The organism is Allobosea sp., assembly GCF_030695125.1.
Lineage (GTDB): Bacteria > Pseudomonadota > Alphaproteobacteria > Rhizobiales > Beijerinckiaceae > Allobosea.
The window spans coordinates 12,333-34,303 of the sequence record NZ_JAUYTP010000047.1; the positions used below are offsets into that span (position 1 = coordinate 12,333).

26 protein-coding genes are annotated in these 21,971 nt (G+C 67.7%); 15 read left to right on the plus strand and 11 right to left on the minus strand.

Features of this window, described 5'->3' with window-relative positions; all coding sequences use genetic code 11:
• The first annotated feature begins 205 nt into the window (after positions 1 to 205).
• The 11 genes from acnA (at position 206) to Q8S38_RS17135 (ending at position 10,801) form a co-directional block, all read left to right on the plus strand.
• Positions 206 to 2,905: an aconitate hydratase AcnA gene (acnA, locus tag Q8S38_RS17085; RefSeq protein ID WP_305681583.1), complete on the plus strand. Its 2,700-nt coding sequence runs from the start codon at positions 206 to 208 to the stop codon at positions 2,903 to 2,905.
• Between the two features lie 249 nt (positions 2,906 to 3,154).
• A complete protein-coding gene (locus Q8S38_RS17090; RefSeq protein ID WP_305681584.1) occupies positions 3,155 to 3,436 on the plus strand; it encodes an acyl carrier protein in 282 nt (93 codons plus the stop codon).
• A gap of 180 nt (positions 3,437 to 3,616) precedes the next feature.
• Complete coding sequence (locus tag Q8S38_RS17095) at positions 3,617 to 4,084, plus strand: 3-hydroxyacyl-ACP dehydratase FabZ family protein (RefSeq protein ID WP_305681585.1); 468 nt, start codon at positions 3,617 to 3,619, stop codon at positions 4,082 to 4,084.
• Between the two features lie 2 nt (positions 4,085 to 4,086).
• Positions 4,087 to 5,214, plus strand: coding sequence for a beta-ketoacyl-ACP synthase (locus Q8S38_RS17100; protein ID WP_305681586.1), 1,128 nt, complete (start codon positions 4,087 to 4,089; stop codon positions 5,212 to 5,214).
• 10 nt (positions 5,215 to 5,224) lie between these two features.
• Complete coding sequence (locus Q8S38_RS17105; RefSeq protein WP_305681587.1) at positions 5,225 to 6,508, plus strand: beta-ketoacyl-ACP synthase; 1,284 nt, start codon at positions 5,225 to 5,227, stop codon at positions 6,506 to 6,508.
• Positions 6,505 to 7,251 carry an SDR family oxidoreductase gene (locus tag Q8S38_RS17110; RefSeq protein ID WP_305681588.1) on the plus strand — a complete coding sequence of 249 codons (747 nt, stop codon included), beginning with the start codon at positions 6,505 to 6,507 and terminating at the stop codon, positions 7,249 to 7,251. The genes Q8S38_RS17105 and Q8S38_RS17110 overlap by 4 nt, the downstream gene beginning before the upstream one ends.
• 60 nt (positions 7,252 to 7,311) lie before the next feature.
• Positions 7,312 to 7,554 carry a CopG family ribbon-helix-helix protein gene (locus Q8S38_RS17115; protein WP_305681589.1) on the plus strand — a complete coding sequence of 81 codons (243 nt, stop codon included), beginning with the start codon at positions 7,312 to 7,314 and terminating at the stop codon, positions 7,552 to 7,554.
• Positions 7,551 to 7,835: a type II toxin-antitoxin system RelE/ParE family toxin gene (locus Q8S38_RS17120; RefSeq protein WP_305681590.1), complete on the plus strand. Its 285-nt coding sequence runs from the start codon at positions 7,551 to 7,553 to the stop codon at positions 7,833 to 7,835. The genes Q8S38_RS17115 and Q8S38_RS17120 overlap by 4 nt, the downstream gene beginning before the upstream one ends.
• A 15-nt stretch (positions 7,836 to 7,850) precedes the next feature.
• The gene (locus tag Q8S38_RS17125; RefSeq protein WP_305681591.1) at positions 7,851 to 8,873 is read left to right on the plus strand and encodes a zinc-binding dehydrogenase; all 1,023 of its coding nucleotides are present in this window, start codon (positions 7,851 to 7,853) and stop codon (positions 8,871 to 8,873) included.
• 100 nt (positions 8,874 to 8,973) lie between these two features.
• Entirely contained in the window at positions 8,974 to 9,978 is a 1,005-nt protein-coding gene (locus Q8S38_RS17130) for a lipid A biosynthesis lauroyl acyltransferase (protein ID WP_305681592.1), read from the plus strand.
• Between the two features lie 67 nt (positions 9,979 to 10,045).
• Positions 10,046 to 10,801: a DUF1223 domain-containing protein gene (locus Q8S38_RS17135; protein ID WP_305681593.1), complete on the plus strand. Its 756-nt coding sequence runs from the start codon at positions 10,046 to 10,048 to the stop codon at positions 10,799 to 10,801.
• A 10-nt stretch (positions 10,802 to 10,811) separates the two neighbouring features.
• On the opposite strand, the gene Q8S38_RS17140 is transcribed toward Q8S38_RS17135, so the two are convergent.
• From Q8S38_RS17140 to Q8S38_RS17150, 3 genes are all read right to left on the minus strand, one after another.
• The gene (locus Q8S38_RS17140) at positions 10,812 to 11,417 is read right to left on the minus strand and encodes a TPM domain-containing protein (RefSeq protein WP_305681594.1); all 606 of its coding nucleotides are present in this window, start codon (positions 11,415 to 11,417) and stop codon (positions 10,812 to 10,814) included.
• Positions 11,417 to 12,208 (minus strand): TPM domain-containing protein, encoded by a 792-nt coding sequence (locus tag Q8S38_RS17145; protein WP_305681595.1) that lies wholly within the window; start codon positions 12,206 to 12,208, stop codon positions 11,417 to 11,419. Before Q8S38_RS17145 ends, Q8S38_RS17140 begins: the two co-directional genes overlap by 1 nt.
• A 109-nt stretch (positions 12,209 to 12,317) precedes the next feature.
• Entirely contained in the window at positions 12,318 to 12,875 is a 558-nt protein-coding gene (locus Q8S38_RS17150; RefSeq protein WP_305681626.1) for a LemA family protein, read from the minus strand.
• A gap of 195 nt (positions 12,876 to 13,070) precedes the next feature.
• Between Q8S38_RS17150 and ggt the strand changes: the two genes are divergently transcribed.
• Positions 13,071 to 14,825, plus strand: a complete 1,755-nt coding sequence (gene ggt, locus Q8S38_RS17155; RefSeq protein WP_305681596.1) for a gamma-glutamyltransferase — start codon at positions 13,071 to 13,073, stop codon at positions 14,823 to 14,825.
• Positions 14,826 to 14,827: 2 nt separating this feature from the next.
• On the opposite strand, the gene Q8S38_RS17160 is transcribed toward ggt, so the two are convergent.
• The 5 genes from Q8S38_RS17160 to Q8S38_RS17180 all read right to left on the minus strand — a co-directional run bounded on the left by Q8S38_RS17160 (position 14,828) and on the right by Q8S38_RS17180 (position 18,027).
• The gene (locus Q8S38_RS17160) at positions 14,828 to 15,187 is read right to left on the minus strand and encodes a HepT-like ribonuclease domain-containing protein (protein WP_305681597.1); all 360 of its coding nucleotides are present in this window, start codon (positions 15,185 to 15,187) and stop codon (positions 14,828 to 14,830) included.
• The gene (locus Q8S38_RS17165; RefSeq protein ID WP_305681598.1) at positions 15,187 to 15,531 is read right to left on the minus strand and encodes a nucleotidyltransferase family protein; all 345 of its coding nucleotides are present in this window, start codon (positions 15,529 to 15,531) and stop codon (positions 15,187 to 15,189) included. Before Q8S38_RS17165 ends, Q8S38_RS17160 begins: the two co-directional genes overlap by 1 nt.
• Positions 15,524 to 16,012, minus strand: a complete 489-nt coding sequence (locus Q8S38_RS17170) for a hypothetical protein (RefSeq protein WP_305681599.1) — start codon at positions 16,010 to 16,012, stop codon at positions 15,524 to 15,526. The genes Q8S38_RS17165 and Q8S38_RS17170 overlap by 8 nt, the downstream gene beginning before the upstream one ends.
• 6 nt (positions 16,013 to 16,018) lie before the next feature.
• Positions 16,019 to 17,242, minus strand: a complete 1,224-nt coding sequence (rlmN, locus tag Q8S38_RS17175; protein ID WP_305681600.1) for a dual-specificity RNA methyltransferase RlmN — start codon at positions 17,240 to 17,242, stop codon at positions 16,019 to 16,021.
• 173 nt (positions 17,243 to 17,415) lie between these two features.
• Positions 17,416 to 18,027: a hypothetical protein gene (locus Q8S38_RS17180; protein ID WP_305681601.1), complete on the minus strand. Its 612-nt coding sequence runs from the start codon at positions 18,025 to 18,027 to the stop codon at positions 17,416 to 17,418.
• A gap of 215 nt (positions 18,028 to 18,242) precedes the next feature.
• Between Q8S38_RS17180 and Q8S38_RS17185 the strand changes: the two genes are divergently transcribed.
• Complete coding sequence (locus Q8S38_RS17185; RefSeq protein ID WP_305681602.1) at positions 18,243 to 19,217, plus strand: NADPH:quinone oxidoreductase family protein; 975 nt, start codon at positions 18,243 to 18,245, stop codon at positions 19,215 to 19,217.
• 7 nt (positions 19,218 to 19,224) lie between these two features.
• Here the strand turns inward: Q8S38_RS17185 and Q8S38_RS17190 are convergent, their stop codons facing one another.
• Positions 19,225 to 19,599, minus strand: coding sequence for a YkvA family protein (locus Q8S38_RS17190; protein ID WP_305681603.1), 375 nt, complete (start codon positions 19,597 to 19,599; stop codon positions 19,225 to 19,227).
• Between the two features lie 197 nt (positions 19,600 to 19,796).
• Between Q8S38_RS17190 and Q8S38_RS17195 the strand changes: the two genes are divergently transcribed.
• On the plus strand, positions 19,797 to 20,582 hold the full coding sequence (locus Q8S38_RS17195; RefSeq protein ID WP_305681604.1) for an SDR family NAD(P)-dependent oxidoreductase: 786 nt from the start codon (positions 19,797 to 19,799) through the stop codon (positions 20,580 to 20,582).
• A gap of 11 nt (positions 20,583 to 20,593) precedes the next feature.
• A complete protein-coding gene (locus Q8S38_RS17200) occupies positions 20,594 to 20,821 on the plus strand; it encodes a toxin-antitoxin system YwqK family antitoxin (protein WP_305681605.1) in 228 nt (75 codons plus the stop codon).
• A 12-nt stretch (positions 20,822 to 20,833) separates the two neighbouring features.
• On the opposite strand, the gene Q8S38_RS17205 is transcribed toward Q8S38_RS17200, so the two are convergent.
• Both Q8S38_RS17205 and Q8S38_RS17210 read right to left on the minus strand, forming a co-directional pair.
• Positions 20,834 to 21,556: an RES family NAD+ phosphorylase gene (locus Q8S38_RS17205; RefSeq protein WP_371125911.1), complete on the minus strand. Its 723-nt coding sequence runs from the start codon at positions 21,554 to 21,556 to the stop codon at positions 20,834 to 20,836.
• Positions 21,550 to 21,960 (minus strand): MbcA/ParS/Xre antitoxin family protein, encoded by a 411-nt coding sequence (locus tag Q8S38_RS17210; protein WP_305681607.1) that lies wholly within the window; start codon positions 21,958 to 21,960, stop codon positions 21,550 to 21,552. Before Q8S38_RS17210 ends, Q8S38_RS17205 begins: the two co-directional genes overlap by 7 nt.
• Between the last annotated feature and the right edge of the window lie 11 nt (positions 21,961 to 21,971).

The following is a 21,971-nucleotide window of genomic DNA, read 5'->3' on the forward strand; positions in this document are numbered from 1 at the left end:
ATCGCGCAAGAACGCGCTTCGTTCATGTAGCGGGCTTCTTGGAATTGCTCTATAGAGCCCGTGGCTACGCCGCACGCCGATCCGGCGCGGGGCTCGGGCACTCCCGGGGCGGCGCGCGCGACATGCGCAATAGGCCTTCGATCCGGCAATCCCGCAAGGTGTCTGTCGGCTCGCGACCGCAACCCCTTGATCAGGATCAGCCCGCATGGCTTCGCTCGACTCCTTCAAATGCCGCCAGACGCTCACCGTCGGCGCCAAGACCTATGAGTATTACTCGCTGCCGCTGGCCGAGCAGAACGGCTTGGCCGGCATCTCGAAGCTGCCCTTCTCCATGAAGGTGCTGCTGGAGAACCTGCTGCGCTTCGAGGATGGCCGCTCGGTCTTCAAGGCCGACATCGAGGGTTTCGTCGCCTGGCTGACCGACAAGGGCACCGCCGGCAAGGAAATCGGCTTCCGTCCCGCCCGTGTGCTGATGCAGGACTTCACCGGCGTCCCCGCCGTCGTCGACCTCGCCGCGATGCGTGACGGCGTCGTCGCGCTGGGCGGCGACCCGGCCAAGATCAACCCGCTGGTGCCCGTCGATCTCGTCATCGACCACTCGGTCATCGTCGACGAGTTCGGCACGCCCAAGGCGCTCTCGCAGAACGTCGAGCTCGAATATGAGCGCAATGGCGAGCGCTACCGCTTCCTGAAATGGGGCCAGGGCGCCTTCGACAATTTCCGCGTCGTCCCGCCCGGCACCGGCATCTGCCACCAGGTCAATCTCGAATACCTCGCCCAGACGGTCTGGACACGTAAGGAGACCATCGACGGCGTCGAGGTCGAGATGGCCTATCCCGACACCGTCGTCGGCACCGATTCGCACACCACCATGGTCAACGGCCTGGCCGTGCTCGGCTGGGGCGTCGGCGGCATCGAGGCTGAAGCCGCCATGCTCGGCCAGCCGCAGTCGATGCTGCTGCCCGAGGTCATCGGCTTCAAGCTGACCGGCGCGCTGAAGGAAGGCATCACCGCCACCGACCTCGTGCTCACCGTCACGCAGATGCTGCGCAAGAAGGGCGTCGTCGGCAAGTTCGTCGAGTTCTTCGGCCCCGGCCTCTACAACCTGACGCTGGCCGACCGGGCCACCATTGCCAATATGGGCCCAGAATACGGCGCGACCTGCGGCTTCTTCCCGGTCGATGCCGAAACGCTGGAATACCTCACCACGACCGGCCGCAGCACCGACCGGATCGCCCTGGTCGAGGCCTACAGCAAGGCGCAAGGCCTGTTCGCCACGATCGAGACCGCCGATCCGGTCTTCACCGACACGCTCGAGCTCGATCTCTCGACCGTCCAGCCCTCGATGGCCGGCCCCAAGCGTCCCGAAGGCCGCATCGACCTGAATGGCGTCGCCAAGGGCTTCAAGGCGGCGATGGACACCGAATACAAGAAGGGCGGCGAGATCGCCCGCCGCGTGCCGGTCGAGGGTAAGGATTTCGATCTCGGCCATGGCGACGTCGTCATTGCCGCCATCACCTCCTGCACCAACACCTCCAACCCCTCCGTGCTGATGGCGGCGGGCCTGCTCGCCCGCAACGCGGTTGCCAAGGGTCTGACCGTCAAGCCCTGGGTCAAGACCTCGCTGGCGCCCGGCTCGCAGGTGGTCGCCGAATATCTCGCCAAGGCCGGCCTCCAGGCCGATCTCGACAAGCTCGGCTTCAACCTGGTCGGCTTCGGCTGCACAACCTGCATCGGCAATTCCGGCCCCTTGCCGGCGCCGATCTCGAAGGCCATCAACGAACAGGGCCTGATCGCGGGCGCCGTGATCTCCGGCAACCGCAATTTCGAGGGCCGCGTCTCCCCCGACGTGCAGGCGAACTATCTCGCCTCGCCGCCGCTGGTCGTGGCTTACGCCCTCGCCGGTTCGGTCCAGATGGACCTGACCACCGAGCCGCTGGGCCTGGGCTCGGACGGCAAGCCGGTCTTCCTCAAGGACATCTGGCCCTCCAACAAGGAGATCCAGAGCTTCATCGCCAAGAACGTCACCCGCGCCATCTTCGAGGCGAAATACGCTGACGTCTTCAAGGGCGACGCCCATTGGCAGGCGGTGAAGACCCCGGAAAGCCAGACCTATGCCTGGGAGGACGCCTCGACCTACGTCCAGAACCCGCCCTATTTCCAGGGCATCAGCAAGACGCCGACCCCGGTCACCGACATCAAGGGCGCCCGTATCCTCGGTCTCTTCGGCGACAAGATCACCACCGACCACATCTCTCCGGCCGGTTCGATCAAGGCCGCCTCGCCCGCCGGCGCCTATCTCTCCGAGCATGGCGTCGCGGTCGCCGACTTCAACCAGTACGGCACGCGGCGCGGCAATCACGAGGTGATGATGCGCGGCACCTTCGCCAATATCCGCATTCGCAACCACATGATGGGCCCCAATGGGCGCGAGGGCGGCTACACGATCCACTATCCCAGCAAGGAAGAGCTGCCGATCTACGACGCCTCGATGCGCTACCAGGCGGAGAAGGTGCCGCTGGTCGTCTTCGCCGGCGTCGAATACGGCAACGGTTCCTCGCGCGACTGGGCCGCGAAGGGTACCAACCTGCTCGGCGTCAAGGCCGTGATCGCGCAGAGCTTCGAGCGCATCCACCGCTCGAACCTCGTCGGCATGGGCGTGGTGCCCTTCACCTTCGTCGAGGGCACCAGCTGGGCCTCGCTCGACCTCAAGGGCGACGAGACCGTCTCGATCAAGGGCCTGGCCACGGTGAAGCCGCGCCAGATGCTCGAGGCCGAGATCACCTATGCCGACGGCACGGTGAAGAATGTGCCGATCCTGTGCCGCATCGATACGCTGGACGAGATCGACTACTTCAAGAACGCCGGCATCCTGCACTACGTCCTGCGCGGCATCGCCGCGTAAGACCAGACGGGCCTGCGTTGGGGCCGCTGCAGGAGCGGCCCCAACCGCAGGCAGAACAGGGACTTGTTTCTGGAGATGGCCGGGCTTGCCTGGCCATTGGTGCTTGGCTGCCGGTAAGGTTGTCCTCTCCCGCCCCCCGGTGTATGGGGGCGTCACAGTCATCCTTTGGCGGGGGGCTTGGGGCAGGCGCAGGGCTAACACCCGCGCCCGGATGTCGTCCGCCTTCATCATCACGACGGGAGCACCCGCATGTCCGCCACGTTCGAGACGGTCGCCGGAATCATTTCGGAGACCTGCGACATTCCGCGCGAGAAGATCACGCCCGAGAGCCACGCCATCGAGGATCTCGGCATCGACTCGCTCGCCTTCCTCGACATCGCCTTCGCGATCGACAAGGCCTTCGGCATCAAGCTGCCGCTCGAACAGTGGACGCAGGAAGTCAACGAGGGCAAGGCCCCGGCCGAGCAGTACTTCGTGCTCGAAAACCTCTGCAAGCGCATCGACGATCTGGTCGCCGCCAAGGCGGCCTGAGCTTCATCACCGGCGCCCTCACGGCCCCCATACCGGTGCGCGGACGAATCGTCTGCAAGCCCGCATGGGGGCCGTCCTGTTTTGGCGACGGGCGCCGGCTTGAGCCGTGCCGGCTCAGGGTTTAGAGCAGAACCGCGTCGGAGCCGGCTTCGACGCCCCGTTACCGACGATCGGAAGCGCATGCGCCTCGAATATTTCGACATGATCGACAGCGTCGTCGCCTTCGAGCCGGGCGAGAAGCGGATCACGACACGCTCGACCGTGCCGGCCGCGAATGCCAGCCCCGTCTTCGAGGGCCATTTCCCCGGCCATCCGCTCGTGCCCGGCGTCCTGCTCACCGAGACGATGGCGCAGGCCTCGGGCTATCTGCTGCTGGCCCTGAACGGCATGACGCAGATGCCCTTCCTGATGACGGTCGACAAGGCGCGCTTCCGCACCTTCGTCGAGCCCAATGCCGTGCTCGACATCACGGCCGAACTCGTCATCGAGGGCTCGGGCTATGCCGCCACCAAGGCGAAGATCGCGATCGACGGCAAGCCGATCTGCGATGCGGAGCTGCGGTTCCGCCTGATGCCCTTTCCCGCCGACATGCGCAGCCTGATGGAGGCGCGCCTCGCCGCCATCGGCCTGACGCCGGAACAGGCCTGATCATGCAGCGCGGCGTCGTCATCACCGGTATCGGACTCGCTTCCAGCCTCGGGGAAGGCATCGAGACCCATGCGGCAGCGCTCGCCGGCCACATGGCTCCGGTCGTCGATACCACGAGCTTCGCGCCCTACCCGGTCCATCCGCTGAAAGCGCTCGAACTCGACCGGCAGATCCCCAAGAAATCCGACCAGCGCCAGATGGAGCCCTGGCAGCGGCTGGGCGTCTATGCGGCCGGCCTTGCGCTCGACGGCGCCGGGATCAAGGACGACGTCGAGACCAAGAGCCTGCTGCAGGTCATCGTCGCAGCGGGCGGCGGCGAGCGCGATCATGCCGTCGATGGCGCGATCCTCACAGGGCTGCGCTCCGCCAACGCGCCCGGCGCCTATCTCAACGAGCGGCTGATGGGCGATCTGCGTCCGACCCTGTTCCTGGCGCAGCTGTCCAACCTGCTCGCGGGCAACATCGGCATCGTCCACGGCATCACCGGCGCCTCGCGCACCTTCATGGGCGAGGAGCAGGCCGGGGTCGACGCGGTCCGCACCGCCCATGCCCGCATCGCCTCCGGCCAAACCGAGATCATGCTGGTCGGCGGCTCCTACAATGCCGAGCGCCGCGACATGCTGCTGCTGCTCGAACTCGGCGGCTATCTGCGCAAGGGCGATTTCGCGCCGGTATTTGAGCGTGAAGCGGCGCCCGGCATCGTCACGGGCAGCGCCTCGGCCTTCCTGGTGCTGGAATCGGCTGAACGCGCCGCGGCCCGTGGCGCCGCCATCCACGCCAGGCTCGACAAAGTCGTCGCCGCCCGCTCGAAGCGCACGCTCGGCGCCGTCGAGGCGACCTTGCGGGCGCTGATCGGCGGGTTCGGGGCGATATCGCCCGACGTCCTCGCCATGTCGGCGGCGACCGGCGCCGCCGGCATCACGGGCGAGGAGGCAGCGGCCCTCTCCGGCCTGCCGCAGGCCCGCCGCATCGCCACCGGCGATCTCCTCGGCCACGCGCTGGAAGCAGCCTTCCCCATCTCGGTCGCGCTCGCGGCCGCCGCCCTGTCGGCGGGACAGGCGAAAGAGGCCGTCGTCACCGGCGCCGGCCATTGGCGCGGCGAGGGCGCCGCCCATCTGGTCAAGGCGTGAAGGTGAAGCCATGAGCAACACACACCGCGACTCCAAGGGCCGTCCGATCGTCGCCGTCACCGGCCTGGGCATCGTCACCTCGCTTGGCCAGGGCAAGGACGCCAATTGGGAGGCCCTCACGGCCGGCCGCTCGGGTATCCACGCCATCGAGCGCTTCCCGACGCAGGGGCTGCGCACCACCATCGGCGGCACCGTTGATTTCCTGTTCGATCGCCCGTTTTCAGCCCCCGAACTCTCGGAAAAGCTTGCCATGCTTGCTGCCGAAGAGGCCGTCGGCCAGAGCGGGATCGGTCAACCCGGCGATTTCCCCGGCGAACTCTTCATGGCCGTGCCGCCGGTCGAGATGGAATGGCCGCAGAAGCAGGAGCTCGCCGCGTCGATCGAGGGCGATGTCGACTACGACGGGCTTTTGCGCGAAGCGGCGACGCTGAAGCACAAGGCCAAGCACGAGCTGTTCCTGTTCGGTGCGGTCGCCGACCATGTCGCCGACGCCTTCGGCACCAGGGGCTCGCCGATCTCGCTCTCGACGGCCTGTTCCTCGGGCGCCACCGCGATCCAGATGGGCGTCGAGGCGATCCGGCGCGGCGACACGCAAGCCGCGCTCTGCATCGGCACCGACGGCTCGATCCACGCCGAAGCGCTGATCCGCTTCTCGCTGCTCTCGGCGCTCTCGACCCAGAACGACCCGCCGCAAGCCGCCGCCAAGCCCTTCTCCAAGAACCGCGACGGCTTCGTCATGGGCGAAGGCGCGGGCGCGCTGGTTCTGGAGGACTACGACCACGCCCTGGCGCGCGGGGCGACCATCCTCGGTATCGTCGCCGGCTGCGGCGAGCGCGGCGACGGCTTCCACCGCACCCGCTCCAGCCCGGACGGCAAGCCCGCCATCCTCGCGATGCAGGATGCGCTGGCGGACGCCGGCCTGGCGCCCGACGATGTCGATTACATCAACGCCCATGGCACCTCGACGCCCGAGAACGACAAGATGGAGGCGATGAGCTGCGCCGCCGTCTTCGGCGAGCGCATGGCGCGCCTGCCGATGTCCTCCAACAAGTCGATGATCGGCCATACCCTGACGGCGGCCGGCGCGGTCGAGGCGGTGATCTCCTTCCTGACGATCGCCAAGGGCCGCATCCCACCGACGATCAATTACACCACGCCCGATCCCGCGATCGCGCTCGACGTCGTCCCGAACTTCGCCCGCGACGCCCGCGTGCGGACGGTGTTGTCGAACTCCTTCGGCTTCGGCGGGCAGAACACCAGCCTCGTCCTGACCGCGGAGCCCGCCCGCTCATGACAAAAGTTCTCGTCACCGGCGGCGCCAAGGGCGTCGGCGCGGCCATCGTCCGGGCGCTCGCCGCGGCCGGTCACGATGTCGACTTCACCTACCGCTCCTCGGCGGAGCAGGCGCAGGCGCTCGCCGCCGAGATCGCCGCCGCGCATCCCGGCCGCGCCATCCAGGCCTTGCCGCTCGACCTTTCCGACAAGGCGGCGCTGGACGCCTTCTGCGAGGACCGCGAAAGCGAGAGCTATTTCGGCCTCGTCCACAATGCCGGCCAACCCTATGATTCGTTGGCCGCGATGATGGTGCAGGACAAGGCGGAAGCCGCCATGCAGGTCAATTTCTGGGCCTTCACCCGCCTCGCCAAGAGCCTGATGCGCGCCATGATCCGCGCCCGCGTGGGGCGCATCGTCGCCATCGGCTCGGTCGCGGCGTTGCGCGGCAATCCCGGCAACGCGGCTTATGCCGCCTCCAAGGGCGCGCTGATCTCCTATGCGAAGACGCTCGCCGTCGAGACCGGCAAGCGCGGTGTCACCGTCAACATCATCGCGCCCGGCTTCGTCGACACCGACATGATGGCGCCCTATGCCGCCTATCGCGACAAGATGCAGGCGCAGATCCCGGCCGGGCGCTTCGCCCGACCCGACGAGGTCGGCGGACTCGCCGCCTTCCTGATGAGCGAACCGGCCGCCTACATCACCGGCACGGTCATTCCGATCGACGGTGGCGTGACCGCGCAGCTCGGCGTCCACCGCTGAGAATCGACTTTTCGCGAGACGCGACCTATTTTGGTTCGATCCGAACCGGAGTGAACCGCCATGACGGCTGCTTTCACGATTCGCCTCGATGACCAGATGCTGGCGAAGCTCGACGCGCTTGCCGCCGATACCGACCGCTCGCGCAGTTGGCTCGCCGCCAAAGCGATCGAGGATTATCTCGAACGTAACGCCTGGCAGATCGCCAGGATCAAGGACGGCATCGCCGAGGCCGACCGCGGCGAGTTTGCCAGTGACGAAGATGTGGAGGCCGTCTTTACGAAATACCGGGCTCAGCCGGCGTGAAGATCGTCTGGACCCGCCGCGCCCTGCGTGAAATCGACCAGGCTTTCGCGTTCGTCGGTCAAGAAAGTCCCGCCGCAGCATCCGCAATGGTCGCCGCGATGGAAGCCAGGGCCGCGGTCTTGGCCGAGCATCCGGAGATCGGGCGTCCGGGGAGAGTGGACGGGACACGCGAACTCGTCCTGTCGGGCTTTCCCTATATCCTTCCCTATCGCGTCCGCGACGGTCGCATCGAAATCCTGGCCGTGTTCCACACCTCGAGAGCCTGGCCCGACCATCTTTGAAAGATTGACCTCATCATGCGTTCACTTCAACTCCACGGCGACCGCGACCTCCGTCTCGAGGAGATCGACCCGCCGCCGCTTCCCGCCGCCGGCGAGGTCCAGATCCGCATTCGCGCCGTGGCGCTGAACTATCTCGACGTCTGGGGCTTTCGCGGCATGGCCTTCGCCAAGCGCAAGATGCCCCAGGCGGCCGGCGTCGAGGCCTCGGGTGAGATCCTCTGCGTCGGCGAGGGCGTCACCGGTCTCGCCGTCGGCGACACCGTCACCGCCTATGGCGCCGAGACCTGCGGCCACTGCAAGGCCTGCCGCGAGGGCCGCGACAATCTCTGCGAGAATGTCGCCGGCATCATGGGCTTCCATATCGACGGTTTCGCCCGCGAGTACCTGAACAAGGCGGCCCGCCTCGTCGTCAAGGCGCCCGAGGGTGTCTCCTTCGAGGACGCCGCCTGCGCGCCGATCGGCTTCGGCACGGTGCAGCACATGCTGTTCGACAATGCCAAGCTCGAACCCGGCGAATCCGTCCTCGTCCACGCCGGCGGTTCCGGCATCGGCACGGCCGCGATCCTGATGGCCAAGGCGATCGGCTGCACCGTCTACACCACCGTCGGCGACGACGAGAAGGGCCGCAAGGCCAAGGAGCTCGGCGCCGACTACGTCGTCAACTACAAGACAGAGCGCTTCGAGGGCGAAATCCGCCAGCTCACCAAGCGCAAGGGCGTCGACGTCGTCTTCGAGCATGTCGGCGCCGACACCTGGAACGGCTCGCTGCTCTGCCTGAAGCGCGGCGGCAGGCTCGTCACCTGCGGCGCGACCTCGGGCGCGTCGGCCACGATCAACCTGATGCAGCTCTTCCAGCAGCAATACCGCATCACCGGCTCCTTCGGCTGCCGGATCGAGAACATCCGCCAGTCGCTGGACAAGATGGCCGCCGGCATGAAGCCGGTGATCGATTCGGTGTTTCCGCTCGAGGATTTCGAGAAGGGGCTGGCGCGGCTGGAAGGCCGCCAGGTCTTCGGCAAGGTCGTCGTCACCTTCTGAGGCCGGTCGCACGGCAGCTGTGGCGCACCTTCAAGGTGCTGGAAACTTGACGAAACCGCGTTCCTGACGCAAATCGCGGCTTCAGCCCGGCCTTGCAGGCATGGGGTCAAGAAGGGCCGGGCCGGTCTTGAGACGATTGAAGACACTCGCCGCACGCGCCGGCGCCGCGGTGATGATCGGCCTGATCCGGGCCCTGTTCGCCTTCCTGCGCCTGCTCGGGCCGGAACGATCGAGCGACCTCGGCGGCTGGCTCCTGCGCACGGCGAGCCCGCTGATCCCGGTCAACCGCGTCGCGCTGGCCAATATCCGCGCCGCCTTTCCCGATATGGCCGAACCGGAGGTTCGCCGGATCGCGCGCGGCGCCTGGGAGAATCTCGGCCGCACCGCCGCCGAATACGCCCATCTGAAGACGCTGTTCGATTACGACTACCTCAACCCGGACGCGTTCTCGCGCGTCGAGGTTGCGGGTATCGAGCATTTCGTCGGACTCAAGGACGACGCGAAGCCCGGGCTGATCTTCTCGGCGCATCTCGCCAATTGGGAACTGCCCGCGATCTGCGCCCAGGCCTACGATCTCGACACCACCGCCGTCTTCCGCGCGCCGAACGACCCGGCCATTGCCGCGGTCGTCCACGAGATCCGCTCTGGCGCCATGGGCGGACTCGCGGCCGCCAAACAGGGCGCCGCCTTCGCCATGCAGGGCGTGCTCGAGCGCGATGGCCACCTCGGCATGCTCATCGACCAGCACTTCACCCGGGGCGTCATCGTGCCCTTCATGGGGCGCCCGGCGCTGACAAACCCCATCATGGGCAAATTCGCCCGCCGGTTCGAATGCCCCGTCCATGGCGTGCGCGTCATCCGTCTGCCCAACCAGCGCTTCAAGCTGGAGCTGACGCCCCCGCTCGACCTGCCGCGCGACGCCGCCGGCGAGATCGACGTCCAGGGCGCCATGGCGATGATGACGGCCGTCGTCGAGGGCTGGGTGCGCGAACACCCCGAGCAATGGCTCTGGATGCACCGGCGCTGGCGCCCGAACATGATCGCGGCGGGGGCCGCAGGGGCGGGCGTGTCGGTTGCGCCCATCCCTGTTTTCAAGGCAACGTGATTTCCAAGTGAGACGAATGGGGCGCTTTGGTAACGCCTGAGATGTACAGTCTCGTCGAGTTCAAGCCATGACCCGTCTCGCGCACCTCTTTTCGGCCACCGCCGCCCTGCTGATCGTCAGCGGTGCGATGGCGCGTGCCGAGGATTCCAACCCGCCAAAAGCGGTGATCGAGCTTTTCACCAGCCAGGGTTGCTCGTCCTGCCCTCCGGCGGATGCGCTGTTCGTCGAACTGGCCAAGCAGCCTGGTCTGATCGCGCTGACCCTGCCGGTCACCTATTGGGATTATCTCGGCTGGAAGGACACGCTGGGCAAGGACAGCTTCGCCAAGCGCCAGAAGGTCTATGCCAAGGCGCGCGGCGACGGGCAGGTCTATACGCCCCAGGCGGTCATCAACGGCGCGGCCCATGTCGTCGGTTCCGACAGGGCCGAGATCGAACGCGCCGGGCAGAACCCTCCCGGCACAGGCTTCGTCGCCAGGGTCTCGGTCAAGGAAGAGGCCGGTTCGCTTCAGGTCAGTCTCGCACCGCTGAACGAGCCCTCGACGCGCCAGGCCGGTGTCTGGGTGCTGGCGACGACGCGGCTGGTCACGGTGCCGATCGTGCGCGGCGAGAACCAGGGCAAGACCGTATCCTACGCCAATGTCGTGCGCAGCATGACGCGGATCGGCGACTGGGACGGCAGCAAGACCGTGTTGACGGCGCCGCTCGCGGCGACACAGGCCCCCGAGGCGGACGGCTATGTGGTGCTCGTCCAGGCCGACCAGCCGGGGAAATACGGCATGATGCCGGGCGCCATCCTGGGCGCGGCACGCAGCCCGCGCTGAACCATCCTCCTCAGAGGATCACGACGTTGTTGGGCAGTTCGTCCCCGTCGTCTGCGCTGCGCGGAGCGTGATTCGCCAGCACCGCGCCGACCGCCCGCACGGCCTCGATCAGCCCATCCCGCAGCCGATCCTCCCGGGCTGAAGTCAACGTCGCCTCGACGATCCCGTCCCACACGGCCTGGTCGACCTTTCCGTCGAGGCCCGTATCGACCAGGATCTCGGCATAGCGTTCCTGCAGTGCGACGTAGAGCAGGACACCGGTGCGCTGCCGGGTCCGTGTCAGGCCCCTCGCGGTGAATTCGCGCAGCGCCACCTCATGCGCGCGCCGGCGCTTGATGAAACCCGGCACGAAGCGGCCCCCGCGCCCATACCAGAGCAGCGTCCCCAGCAGCAGCACCGCGCAGATCAGCTGGATCAGGAAGATCCGCGGCGCGCTCGTCGCCGTCATCGCCAGAAGCGGCCAGGGCACGAACAGCGCCAATGTCAGCGCCATCACCACCGGCACGGTGCGATAGCTCGCCGCCGCATGGTCGATGACGACGACGATCTCGCCGGCCGTGACGCCCTCGGCCTGTCGCACGGCTTCCGCGATCGCATTCCGGTCCTGCTCGTCCATCACCAGTCTCCCGAAGCCCCGCCGCCGCCCGAAGATCCGCCGCCCCCGGAGAAGCCGCCACTCGAATCCGAGCCCCCACCGGACCCCGAGCTCCAGCCTCCGCCCGAACCCGTGCTCCAGCCGGAACTTTGCGGCAGTGTCACCCAGCGCCCGTTACGCAGGCGGTGTCGGCGCGACGCATCGGTGCCGCCAAACTCCCGGATGAAGGCAGCGACGATGATCAGGACCAGTGCCATCATGACCACCATCGCGATGATGTCGACCAAGGATGTTTCGTCGCTGCGCACGCTCGCCCGCCGCTGCCATTCCTCGGCATCGCCGGCGAGAATGGTCAGGATCGCATCGACACCCGCCTCGATGCCGCCGGTGAAATCACCCGTCTTGAACTTCGGTGCGACCGCCGTGGTGATGATGACCTTGGACAGGGCATCGGTGAGCGCCCCCTCCAGCCCGTAGCCGACCTCGATGCGGACCTTGCGCTCGCTGGGCGCCACCAGCAACAGGGCGCCATTGTTGGTCTTGGCCTGGCCGAGCTTCCAGAAACGGAACAGCCCGTTGGCGAAATCCTCGATGGTGACATCCTGCAGCGACGGCACGGTCGCGACCACGAGCTGGTCGGAGGTCTTGTCTTCATGCGCCTTGAGCTTGGCCTCGATGCGTTGGCGGGCATCCGGCGCGAGCAGGTTGGCGCCATCGACGATGCGGCCCGAGAGCGCGGGGTAGGACGGCTCGGCGGCCAGTGCGAGCGAACCGAACAAGGCCGTCAGCAGAGCGAGGCACACAGCCGTCATTCGCGGGCGCAGCGAAGCGAAGACCCGAGAATCTCGCCCAAGAGATGCTCGGGTCGAGCCCGAGCATGACGGCTGGGTCAGCAGCATGGCCCGGACCTGTCGAACGCCCTCAGAACTTCACCGCCGGCGGCCGCTCCGCCCCCGCCGTCGCGGCAAAGCTCTCCATCGCCTTGGCGCCCCAGAACAGCCGCGCCCAGATCACGCCCGGAAAGGTGCGGATCTCGGTGTTGAAGGCCTGCACCGCCTGGATGTAATCGCGCCGGGCCACGGCGACGCGGTTCTCCGTGCCCTCGAGCTGCGATTGCAGGGCGAGGAAGTTCTGGTTCGACTTCAGCTCCGGATAGCGCTCGACCGTGACCAGCAGCCGCCCCAGCGCCCCGCTCAGCTGGTTCTGCGCATCCTGGAACTCCTTGAACCGGGCCGGATCGGTGATCGTCGACGCATCGACCTTGACCTGGCTCGCCTTGGCGCGCGCCTCGATGACGGCGGTCAGCACCTCGCGCTCCTGCGCGGCGAAGCCCTTCACCGTCTCGACGAGGTTGGGAATCAGGTCGGCGCGGCGCTGATACTGATTCTGCACCTCGCCCCAGCTCGCCTTGGCCTTTTCTTCCAGCGTCGGCACGTTGTTGACGCCGCAGCCGGCCAGGACCAGCCCGAGCAAGGCCATGGCGGCGACGGCAAAAGGCCGGCGGAGATTCGAGACGGACGAAAGCGACATGCCGGGCCCCCTTGGCACGATCGGGAAACGAAGATGTGCCGACCTTAGCCGCGGCAGGGCAGCACTCCAAGCGACGCGAGGAGATGTCGCGGTCGCCCGCTTGCGCTAGGCTGGCGGCAGCACCCGTCAGCGGATGATCGCCCCATGCCCCTTTTTCCCGGCCACCGCCCCCGCATTCTGGCCTGCGCCCTGCTCCTCTTTATGGTTGCGCCGGCCACGGCTCAGCCGCTCGCCCCGGCGCCAGAGGCGGCGACGGGCAAGGTCGCGAAAGCCACCGCCACCGCCCAGCGCTTCATGGTGGCCGCCGCCAATCCGCTGGCCGCCGCCGCGGGGCGCGAGATCCTGCGCGATGGCGGCAGCGCGGTCGATGCCGCCATCGCGGTCCAGCTCGTGCTCAATCTTGTCGAGCCGCAGAGCTCCGGCCTCGGTGGCGGCGCCTTCCTGCTGCACTGGGACGAGGCGCAGAAGCGTCTGGTCACGCTGGATGGCCGTGAGACCGCGCCCGCCGCGGCGAAGCCCGACCGCTTCATCGGGCCGGACGGCAAGCCGTTGCGCTTCGTCGAGGCGGTGGTCGGTGGCCGCTCGGTCGGCGTGCCCGGCACGCTGAAGCTGCTGGAGGAGGCGCATCGCCGCTGGGGAAAGCTGCCCTGGGCACAGGTTCTCGCCCCGGCAATCAAGCTGGCGGAGGACGGTTTTGCGATCTCGCCGCGCCTGAACGGGCTTTTGTCCGGCGAAAAGAATCTGGCGAAGGACGCCCGCGCCGCCGCCTATTTCTACGACGCGGACGGCCAGGCGAAGGCGATCGGCACGACCCTTCGCAACCCCGCCTTCGCCGCGACGCTGCGTGCGCTGGCCGCGCGCGGAGCGGTCGCCTTCTACGAGGGCGAGATCGCGCGCGACATCGTCGCGACGGTCACCGGCCACGCGACCAATCCCGGCGACATGACGGCAGCCGATCTCGCCGCCTACCGCGTCGAGGAGCGCGAGCCCGTCTGCGGCGCCTACCGAATCTGGCGCCTCTGCGGCATGGGTCCGCCCAGTTCGGGCGCGGTGGCGATCCAGCAAATGCTGGGGATGCTGGAAACCCGCGATCTCGCCCGGATGGGACCTGGAGCCGAGACCGCACACTGGTTTTCGGAAGCCGGGCGCCTCGCCTTCGCCGACCGCAACCTCTATCTCGCCGATCCCGCCTTCGTCGGCGTGCCCACGGCGGGGCTGATCGACCGCGACTACATCCGCGCGCGTGCCAGTCTGATCAGCCCTGAACGCTCGATGGGGCGTGCGAAAGCCGGCGAGCCGCCCAACAAGCGGGCGCAGCTGCTGGCCCCCTCGGAGGGCATCGAGAACGGAACCAGCCACATCTCGGTCGTCGATGCGCAGGGCAACGCGGTGTCGATGACCACCACCATCGAGGACAGCTTCGGCGCGCGGCTGATGACGGCGGGCGGATTCCTGCTCAACAACGAGCTGACCGATTTCTCCTTCGTGGCCGAGGAGGACGGCAAGCCGGTCGCCAACCGCGTCGAGCCGGGCAAGCGCCCGCGCTCCTCGATGGCGCCCACCCTGGTCTTCGACGCCTTCGGTCGGCTCTATGCCGTCGTCGGCTCGCCCGGCGGCAGCCAGATCATCGGTTATGTCGCCAGGACGCTGGTCGCCCTGCTCGACTGGAAGATGGACCCGCAGGCCGCCGTCGATCTCGGCAATTTCGGCAGCCGCAACGGCCCGACCGAGCTGGAGAAGGGTACCGAAGCCGAGGCCTGGAAGGCGGCGCTGGAGGCAAAGGGCCACGAGGTCCGCCTGCTCGAGATGACCTCGGGCATCCAGGCCATCGTCAAGATGCCGGAAGGCTTCGTCGGGGGAGCGGATGGGCGCCGGGAGGGTGTTGCAATCGGGGATTAGCCTTACGACGGGCCGGGCTCCAGCCGCTGCAATATCGTCGTGGCGACGCGCCTCAGGGCCGGGAGGTGGACCACGAGAATGTCCAAGAGCGTCTCGTCACGCACGCGATGGTACTCGTGCCGAAGGATGTTTCCGATGCCGATGATGTCGCTCCAGGGCATGGCCGGTTCGGACGCCCGCAGCTCGGCAGGCAATTCCTTGCAAGCTTCCGAGATGATCTGAACGGAGCGCTCCAAGGCGCGCATCAGAACGAAGCTCCCCGTGATCTCGGACGCCTCGAGGCCCGCCGTCGCCTCCACAATGCCATCGATGCTGTCGATGATGTGTCTGAGACGAACCTGTGGCAGCTTGGCCGACATCATCAGAAGACGCGCACGGCGCTCGTTTCGATGTGAGGCTTGTAATGCGCGACGAGACCATCGCGCGTGCCGTAGCCGATATCGACGCCTGGGAAAGCCCGTTCCAGCACATGATATGGCGCCATGTACTCGCTCAGCCCAACGCCGCGCTCCGACTGAAAATCAACGAGGACGTCGATATCGCTCTCGGGGCGGGCCTCGTCGCGGGCGTGGGATCCAAACAGATACAAGGCTGCGACGCCCTGCGCTCGCAGCGCAGGCTCTACAGACTTCAGCAGAGCCAGGACGTCGTCGCGTTTCATAACCCGAATATATGGGAACTCGGGCGAGATGTCAGGGTCAGCCACTCGCATCTGGGATCCGCCGCTCGCCACCCGCACTGCGGCCAGCGATCAGCCAGTAGACGAACCCGGCCGCAGCCCCCACCAGCACCAACGCGCCGATGACCTGGACCTCGGCGCCGCTCGGCGTGCGCGCCAGGCCCAGCATGCCCAATGGCAGCAGCGCCGAGAGCAGCCCGGTCAACCCGCTCTGGATCAGGCCGCTGCGCAGGGAGAACAGCTCGCAGGCGACGGCGACCAGCACGACCGGCGCGACGATGATCGCAAAACCCAGCCGCCCGAGCAGCACGAAGGCGGCCTGCGCGGTCGGACCGGGGTCGATGCCCATGTCCGCCAGCCCGAACAGCGCGTCGAGCAAGCGCTCGAAGCCGCCGCCGATCAACAGCGCCAGCCCCGGCGAGACGACGCTCGCCGCCATCATCGCGACGAGCCCGGCCGCCATCGCCATCACCAGCGCAAACGGAATCAGCAAAAGCCAGCGCAGCATGGCGAATCAGCGGGCCACCGCGGCCGCGGCCGCATCGTCCTGGTCGAGCATCAGCCGCGCCCGGGCCGAGAGCTTCTCGGTCTCGCTCTTGAGCTGGCCGCAGGCGGCCAGGATGTCGCGTCCGCGCGGCGTGCGGACCGGCGAGGCATAGCCGGCGCGGAAGACGATCTCGGAAAAACGCTCGATCCGGTCCCAGTCCGAGCATTCGTATTTGGTGCCGGGCCAGGGGTTGAACGGGATCAGGTTGATCTTGGCCGGAATGCCCTTGAGCAGCCGGACCAGATCGCGCGCCTCGGCGTCGCTGTCGTTGACGCCCTTGAGCATGACGTATTCGAACGTGATGCGCTTGGCGTTGGTCAGCCCCGGATAGGTCCGGCAGGCCTCCATCAGCTCCGCGATCGGGTACTTCTTGTTCAGCGGCACCAACTCGTTGCGCAGGTCGTCGCGCACCGCATGCAGCGAGATCGCCAGCATCGTGCCCATCTCGTGGCCGAGCGGGCCGATCTGCGGCACGACGCCCGAGGTCGACACGGTGATGCGGCGGCGACCCAGCGACAGCCCCTCATTGTCGGAGATGACGTCGATGGCATCGCGCACGCCGTCGAAATTGTAGAGCGGCTCGCCCATGCCCATGAAGACGATGTTGGAGACGAAGCGCCCGCCATCCTTGGGCACGAAGGCGCCGCCCGGCGCGCTGCGGTTGGGGAAGTCGCCGAGCCGGTCGCGCGCCACCATCAGCTGCGCGACGATCTCCTCGGTGGTGAGGTTGCGGACCAAGCGCTGCGTGCCGGTATGACAGAAGGTGCAGGTCAGCGTGCAGCCGACCTGGCTGGAGACGCAGAGCGTGCCGCGATCGACCTCGGGGATGTAGACGCATTCGATCTCGGCGCCGCGGTCGCGCGGGCCCGTGGGGGCCATGCGGATCAGCCATTTGCGGGTGCCGTCGGTCGAGATCTGCTCGGCCGTCACCTCCGGCAGGTCGAGCGTGAAGCGCTCGGCCAGCGCCCCGCGCAACCCCTTGCCGATCGTGGTCATCTCCGCGAAGTCGCGCACGCCGTAATGATAGATCCAGTTCCAGAGCTGGCCGACGCGCATGCGCCGTTCCTTCTCGGGGATCCCGATCTCGGCCAGCGCCTCGGCCAGCCCGGCGCGCGTGCGGCCGACCAGCGACAGGCGCTGCAAAACGGGTTCGGCCGCTGTCGCGGCGGGTTCAAGAACGGACAAGGTCATCGGAACTCTGGCTCGGGTCGGGCGTCACGGGCCCGAATGGCTGCGGCTCATAGCACGAGAACGCCGAGCCGCGAAATCGCACCGGCTTCACCTTGCCGTCATCCCCGGCATCTGCCCCTGACGGGGTTCCTCCGGGAGCAGCAAAGGTCATGGCGCTGAAAGGCCGACCCGACTTACCTGCACGCCTCTTCGGCGCGCTTGACCGCCTGGCTCATACCCGACAGCGAATATTTGTCGGCTGTCGGGTTGCCGCGCTTGGAGGTGCCCTTGATCTCGAGACCGGCGCCCTTGCGCAGCGAATCGAGCATGCGCGGTTCCTCGGCCGGATTCTTGAGCCACATGTTCTGGCCCTTGGCCACGAGCGCATAACGCTCGGAGCCGATGATCGCCTGATGCTCGACATCTTCCTTGAGGTCGAAATTCATCACGAAGCTGATCTCGTTGCGCACGCCCTCGGCAGGCCGCGTCGCGACGAAGAGCAGCCCTTCGACATCCCTTAGGTTCGCCGGCAGCCGGCTCTCGGCCTTCGACAAGGCGTAGCAGACCTTGGCGCGACCCTGCTGCGAGGAGAAAGCCTGCCATTTGCCCGCCGTTTCCAGCAGCATCGCCTGCCCTTGTCCGGCAGCGGCAGGCGTAGCAGCAGCCGGCGCAGGGCGTGGCCGTTGCTGCTGCGCCGAGGCGGACAGCGGCGCGAGAGCGAGACCGGAGCAGGCGGCCAGGACGGCCAGTGCGACGGTGAAACGGGGCGTGGCGGGAACGCCGGCACGGAGAAACGAACTGATCATGGCCGCCATCAATCATTAAAAATCTTAACACTGCCTTTACCAGCCGTTGAGGACACGCGGGTGCAGGCAGGATCACTAGAGTGCCACGATCCTGGCGAAAATGCGAATGCCGGGGGCGGGTTGGGACGTTTCGCTGGCTTGGGACGCATGGCACAGTCGCGGCGAAGCGCCGAGCGCCGCGAGCTCCCGGCCGGTTCTGCGACAGGTGGACAACGATGAAGGCACTGCTCTGCGAAAGCCACGGCCCGGCCGAGGGGCTGGTCATCCGCGACATGGCCGCACCGCAGCCGGGCCCGGGCGAGATCGCCATTGCGGTCAAGGCCGCGGCGCTGAACTTCTTCGACACGCTGATCATCGAGAATCGCTACCAGACCAAGCCGGACTTGCCGTTCTCGCCGTCGGCCGAATGCGCGGGTACGGTCGCGGCGCTCGGCGAGGGCGTCACCGGCTGGCGCATCGGCGAGCGCGTCGCCGCCTGGCTCGGCTACGGCGCCGCCCGCGAGCGCGTCGTGATCCCCGCCGACAATGCCGTTCGGGTGCCCGACGGCCTGAGCGATGCGCAGGCGGCGGGGTTGTTCGTCACCTATGGCACGGCGATGCACGGCCTGATCCAGCGCGCCGGGCTGAAGGAGGGCGAGACGCTGGCCATCCTCGGCGCGGCGGGCGGAGCGGGTCTCGCCGCCGTCGAGATCGGCGCCCTGCTCGGCGCGCGCGTCATCGCCTGCGCCTCCTCGGCCGAAAAGCTGGCGCTTGCCCGCGAGCACGGTGCGCAGGAGGCGATCGACTATGCGCTGGAGGATATCCGGGCGGGCTTGCGCCGGCTGACCGAGGGACGCGGCGTCGATGTGCTCTACGACACCGTCGGCGGCGACCTCGCCGAGCCCGCGCTGCGCTCCATGGCCTGGGAGGGGCGCTATCTCGTCGTGGGTTTCGCGGGCGGGGCCATCCCCCGGATTCCGCTCAACCTGCTGCTGCTGAAGGGCTGCGACCTGCGCGGCGTGTTCTGGGGCGATTTCGTCCGGCGCGACCCGGAAGCCCAGCGCGCCAACATGGAAAAACTGCTCGCCTGGGCGGCGGACGGCTGTATCCGCGCCCATGTCCATGCCGAGATCCCGCTCGAACGCTGGGTCGAGGCCTATGCGCTGATCGGCGACCGCAAGGCCAAGGGCAAAGTTGTCCTGACGCTGTGACGGAGCCTCAAAGCTCCGCCATCGCCTGTTGGGCCTTCTCGCGGTGCCCGGGCGTGATCGAACTGGCGACAGCCGCCAGCGCGGCCGCGATCACCGCTGCATCGTCGGTGAAGCCGAGGATAGGCATGATGTCGGGCAGCGCGTCGACCGGCAGCACGAAATAGCCGAGCGCGGCCAGCAGCGTCAGCCGCACGCGACGCGGCGTCACGGGATCGCGCGCGCAAAACCACGCCGCCAGCAGATCCTCCGCGAAGGGGATGCGCTTGGCCACGCGCTTCAGCCGGCCGAGGAACTCCGAACCGAAGCGAGCCTCGTCGCGCAGGCTCTTGCGGATCGCCGCCATTTCCTCCTCGGTGAAGCGGGAGGTGAAACCGTCGCTCATGGTGCCCCTCCTCAGGGCGCGTGGTGAACAGCGCGATCATCCTCTTGTGGGAGATGTCTGCGCCCTGTCGAAAGATGTGGCCCTGCGGGAAACCTCGCACAAGTGGTCTGCCGAACGGGGCGTGCAAAGAAACCGGCTTGGACGCGCCCGGGCGACCCCTTAGCCTCGGATGTCGCCATCCACGACAGGACAAGCCGATGCAGCTCGATTCCTCCGTCGCCGCCATCGTCACCGGCGGCGCGTCCGGCCTCGGCGAGGCGACAGCGCGCATGCTGGCGGGCCAGGGCGCCAAGGTCGCGCTGTTCGACCTCAATGCCGAGCGCGGCGAGGCGATTGCTGCCGAGATCGGCGGCCTCTTCGTCGCCTGCGACGTCACCAGCGAGACCTCCGTCGATGCTGCCCTGGCAACGGCCCGCGCCGCCCAGGGGGTCGCCCGCATCGTGGTCAACTGCGCCGGCATCGCCCCGGGACGCCGCATGGTCTCGAAGAAGCGCGAGACCGGCGAGCTGATCGCCCATGACAGCGCGCTGTTCGAGAAGGCGCTCGCGATCAACCTCACCGGGACCTTCCGGATGATCGCGAAATCGGCAGCAGCGCTGGCCGCACTCGACCCCGTCACCGCCGATGGCGGCCGCGGCGTCTTCATCTGCACCGCCTCGATCGCCGCACAGGACGGCCAGATCGGGCAGGCCGCCTATGCCGCGTCAAAGGCCGGCGTCGCCGGCATGACGCTGCCGATCGCGCGGGAACTGGCGGCCTATGGCATCCGTGTCATGACGATCATGCCCGGCCTGTTCGAGACGCCGATGTTCGACGGCCTGCCCGAGGAGGCGCGCGCATCGCTGGCCGTCTCCGTCCCGCACCCCTCGCGGCTGGGCAAACCGGCCGAGTATGCAGCGCTGGTGAAGAGCATCATCGACAACGACATGCTCAACGGCTCATCGATCCGGCTCGACGGCGCGCTGAGGATGGCAGCGAAGTAGGGAGGGCCGCCATGGCCGACGCGATCCCGTTCGAAAAGCTCCACAAGGATGGCAGCCTCTGGGCGAGGGGCCAGACCGTCGACGATGTCCCGACCGGCTACTGGGAGTGGTTCCGCAAGGATGGGACCAAACTTCGCTCAGGCCATTTCCAAAAGGGCCAGCAGATCGGAGAATGGACGACGTATGATGCCAGGGGCGAGCCCTACAAGGTCACGCAGATGCGCAACAGCGGGATGTGATCACCGAAGCCGCTACGCCTGTACGATCCGGTAGATCCTGCCGGCACTGAGATCCCGATAAAGGTCCACGCGCTCGCCATTCCAGTGATAGTCGAGATGGCGGCCCTGCACCGGCTGCGAGGCCCCGTCCGGATAGAACAGCCCGACGCATTGCCCGCCCACATGCCGCACGCTGGGATAGACCACGCCCTCCGAGCCGGCCGCGCGCAGCGCCGCCCCCAGCGCCTGGCTCGCGGCATAGTCATCCGGCTCGAGGGCCGCCGCGAACTCCGGCCTCGATCCCCGCAGATCATGCAGCCGCGCCGAGATTTCGAGCCGGATTTCCCTGAACTGCGAGGTCCAGCCCGGCGGCTGGCGCGTCGCCGCCATGAAGCGGGCATGGTGATGCACCGTCTCGAACAGCGCCGTCTCGAAGCTCTCCCCCGCATAGAGCACGCCGAAGGTGCCGGCCGAGAAGCGGCTCGGGCGGTCCCTGCTGACATGGGTGAAGGGCGCCATCAGCCAGGTCGCACCCGGCCCCGCCACCCGCCGCTCGGGCGGCACAAGGTCGAGCTGGCCAATCGTTTCCATCAGGCGCGGATTGGTCTTCTGCTCGGCCGAGAGCAGCAGCGGCCAGTCGGCCGGGTCGGCGATGTCCTCGAACAGGTCGATCGGCGGGAAGAGACTGCGGATGATCCGCACCGCCCCGCGCCAGTGGACCGCCGTGACCGGCAAGCCGCCGGGGTCGATCACCAGCCGCCCCGCTCGTCGTCGAGATAGCGCCGCACCCGCATCAGGTCGGTGAGGTTGCCACCGAGCATCACCTGCAGCGCCGAGCGCCCGGCGAAGACCGCGTTCGCAGCATGGATCCAGTCATAGCCGCGCTGGGGCTCGCGGAAGATGATCCGCAGCGCCTTGTGGATGCCCATCAGGTTCGAGAGTCTGGCCTTGCCGTCCCGCGAGATGCGGCCGATCTGCCCGGCCTTCCAGCGGCCATAGCTGCGCGGGGGCATATCGAGCAGCGTTGCAGCCTGTTCATCCGTCAGCCGCCAGAGCCGGAACAGGTTGACCGCGGCCCGAAACATCGCCGCCGCCTCGTCGTCGGTGATGGGTTCGGGCGCGAAGCCGCGCGTCGCGGTATCGATCTCCAGCAGGGCCATCAGCCATCCTC

Coding starts and splice junctions, on each gene's coding strand:
- acnA (WP_305681583.1), top strand. CDS start 206: ATGGCTTCGCTCGACTCCTTCAAATGCCGCCAGACGCTCACCGTCGGC.
- Q8S38_RS17090 (WP_305681584.1), top strand. CDS start 3,155: ATGTCCGCCACGTTCGAGACGGTCGCCGGAATCATTTCGGAGACCTGC.
- Q8S38_RS17095 (WP_305681585.1), top strand. CDS start 3,617: ATGCGCCTCGAATATTTCGACATGATCGACAGCGTCGTCGCCTTCGAG.
- Q8S38_RS17100 (WP_305681586.1), top strand. CDS start 4,087: ATGCAGCGCGGCGTCGTCATCACCGGTATCGGACTCGCTTCCAGCCTC.
- Q8S38_RS17105 (WP_305681587.1), top strand. CDS start 5,225: ATGAGCAACACACACCGCGACTCCAAGGGCCGTCCGATCGTCGCCGTC.
- Q8S38_RS17110 (WP_305681588.1), top strand. CDS start 6,505: ATGACAAAAGTTCTCGTCACCGGCGGCGCCAAGGGCGTCGGCGCGGCC.
- Q8S38_RS17115 (WP_305681589.1), top strand. CDS start 7,312: ATGACGGCTGCTTTCACGATTCGCCTCGATGACCAGATGCTGGCGAAG.
- Q8S38_RS17125 (WP_305681591.1), top strand. CDS start 7,851: ATGCGTTCACTTCAACTCCACGGCGACCGCGACCTCCGTCTCGAGGAG.
- Q8S38_RS17130 (WP_305681592.1), top strand. CDS start 8,974: ATGGGGTCAAGAAGGGCCGGGCCGGTCTTGAGACGATTGAAGACACTC.
- Q8S38_RS17135 (WP_305681593.1), top strand. CDS start 10,046: ATGACCCGTCTCGCGCACCTCTTTTCGGCCACCGCCGCCCTGCTGATC.
- Q8S38_RS17140 (WP_305681594.1), bottom strand. CDS start 11,417: ATGGACGAGCAGGACCGGAATGCGATCGCGGAAGCCGTGCGACAGGCC.
- Q8S38_RS17145 (WP_305681595.1), bottom strand. CDS start 12,208: ATGACGGCTGTGTGCCTCGCTCTGCTGACGGCCTTGTTCGGTTCGCTC.
- Q8S38_RS17150 (WP_305681626.1), bottom strand. CDS start 12,875: ATGGCCTTGCTCGGGCTGGTCCTGGCCGGCTGCGGCGTCAACAACGTG.
- ggt (WP_305681596.1), top strand. CDS start 13,071: ATGCCCCTTTTTCCCGGCCACCGCCCCCGCATTCTGGCCTGCGCCCTG.
- Q8S38_RS17160 (WP_305681597.1), bottom strand. CDS start 15,187: ATGATGTCGGCCAAGCTGCCACAGGTTCGTCTCAGACACATCATCGAC.
- Q8S38_RS17170 (WP_305681599.1), bottom strand. CDS start 16,012: ATGCTGCGCTGGCTTTTGCTGATTCCGTTTGCGCTGGTGATGGCGATG.
- rlmN (WP_305681600.1), bottom strand. CDS start 17,242: ATGACCTTGTCCGTTCTTGAACCCGCCGCGACAGCGGCCGAACCCGTT.
- Q8S38_RS17180 (WP_305681601.1), bottom strand. CDS start 18,027: ATGATCAGTTCGTTTCTCCGTGCCGGCGTTCCCGCCACGCCCCGTTTC.
- Q8S38_RS17185 (WP_305681602.1), top strand. CDS start 18,243: ATGAAGGCACTGCTCTGCGAAAGCCACGGCCCGGCCGAGGGGCTGGTC.
- Q8S38_RS17190 (WP_305681603.1), bottom strand. CDS start 19,599: ATGAGCGACGGTTTCACCTCCCGCTTCACCGAGGAGGAAATGGCGGCG.
- Q8S38_RS17195 (WP_305681604.1), top strand. CDS start 19,797: ATGCAGCTCGATTCCTCCGTCGCCGCCATCGTCACCGGCGGCGCGTCC.
- Q8S38_RS17200 (WP_305681605.1), top strand. CDS start 20,594: ATGGCCGACGCGATCCCGTTCGAAAAGCTCCACAAGGATGGCAGCCTC.
- Q8S38_RS17210 (WP_305681607.1), bottom strand. CDS start 21,960: ATGGCCCTGCTGGAGATCGATACCGCGACGCGCGGCTTCGCGCCCGAA.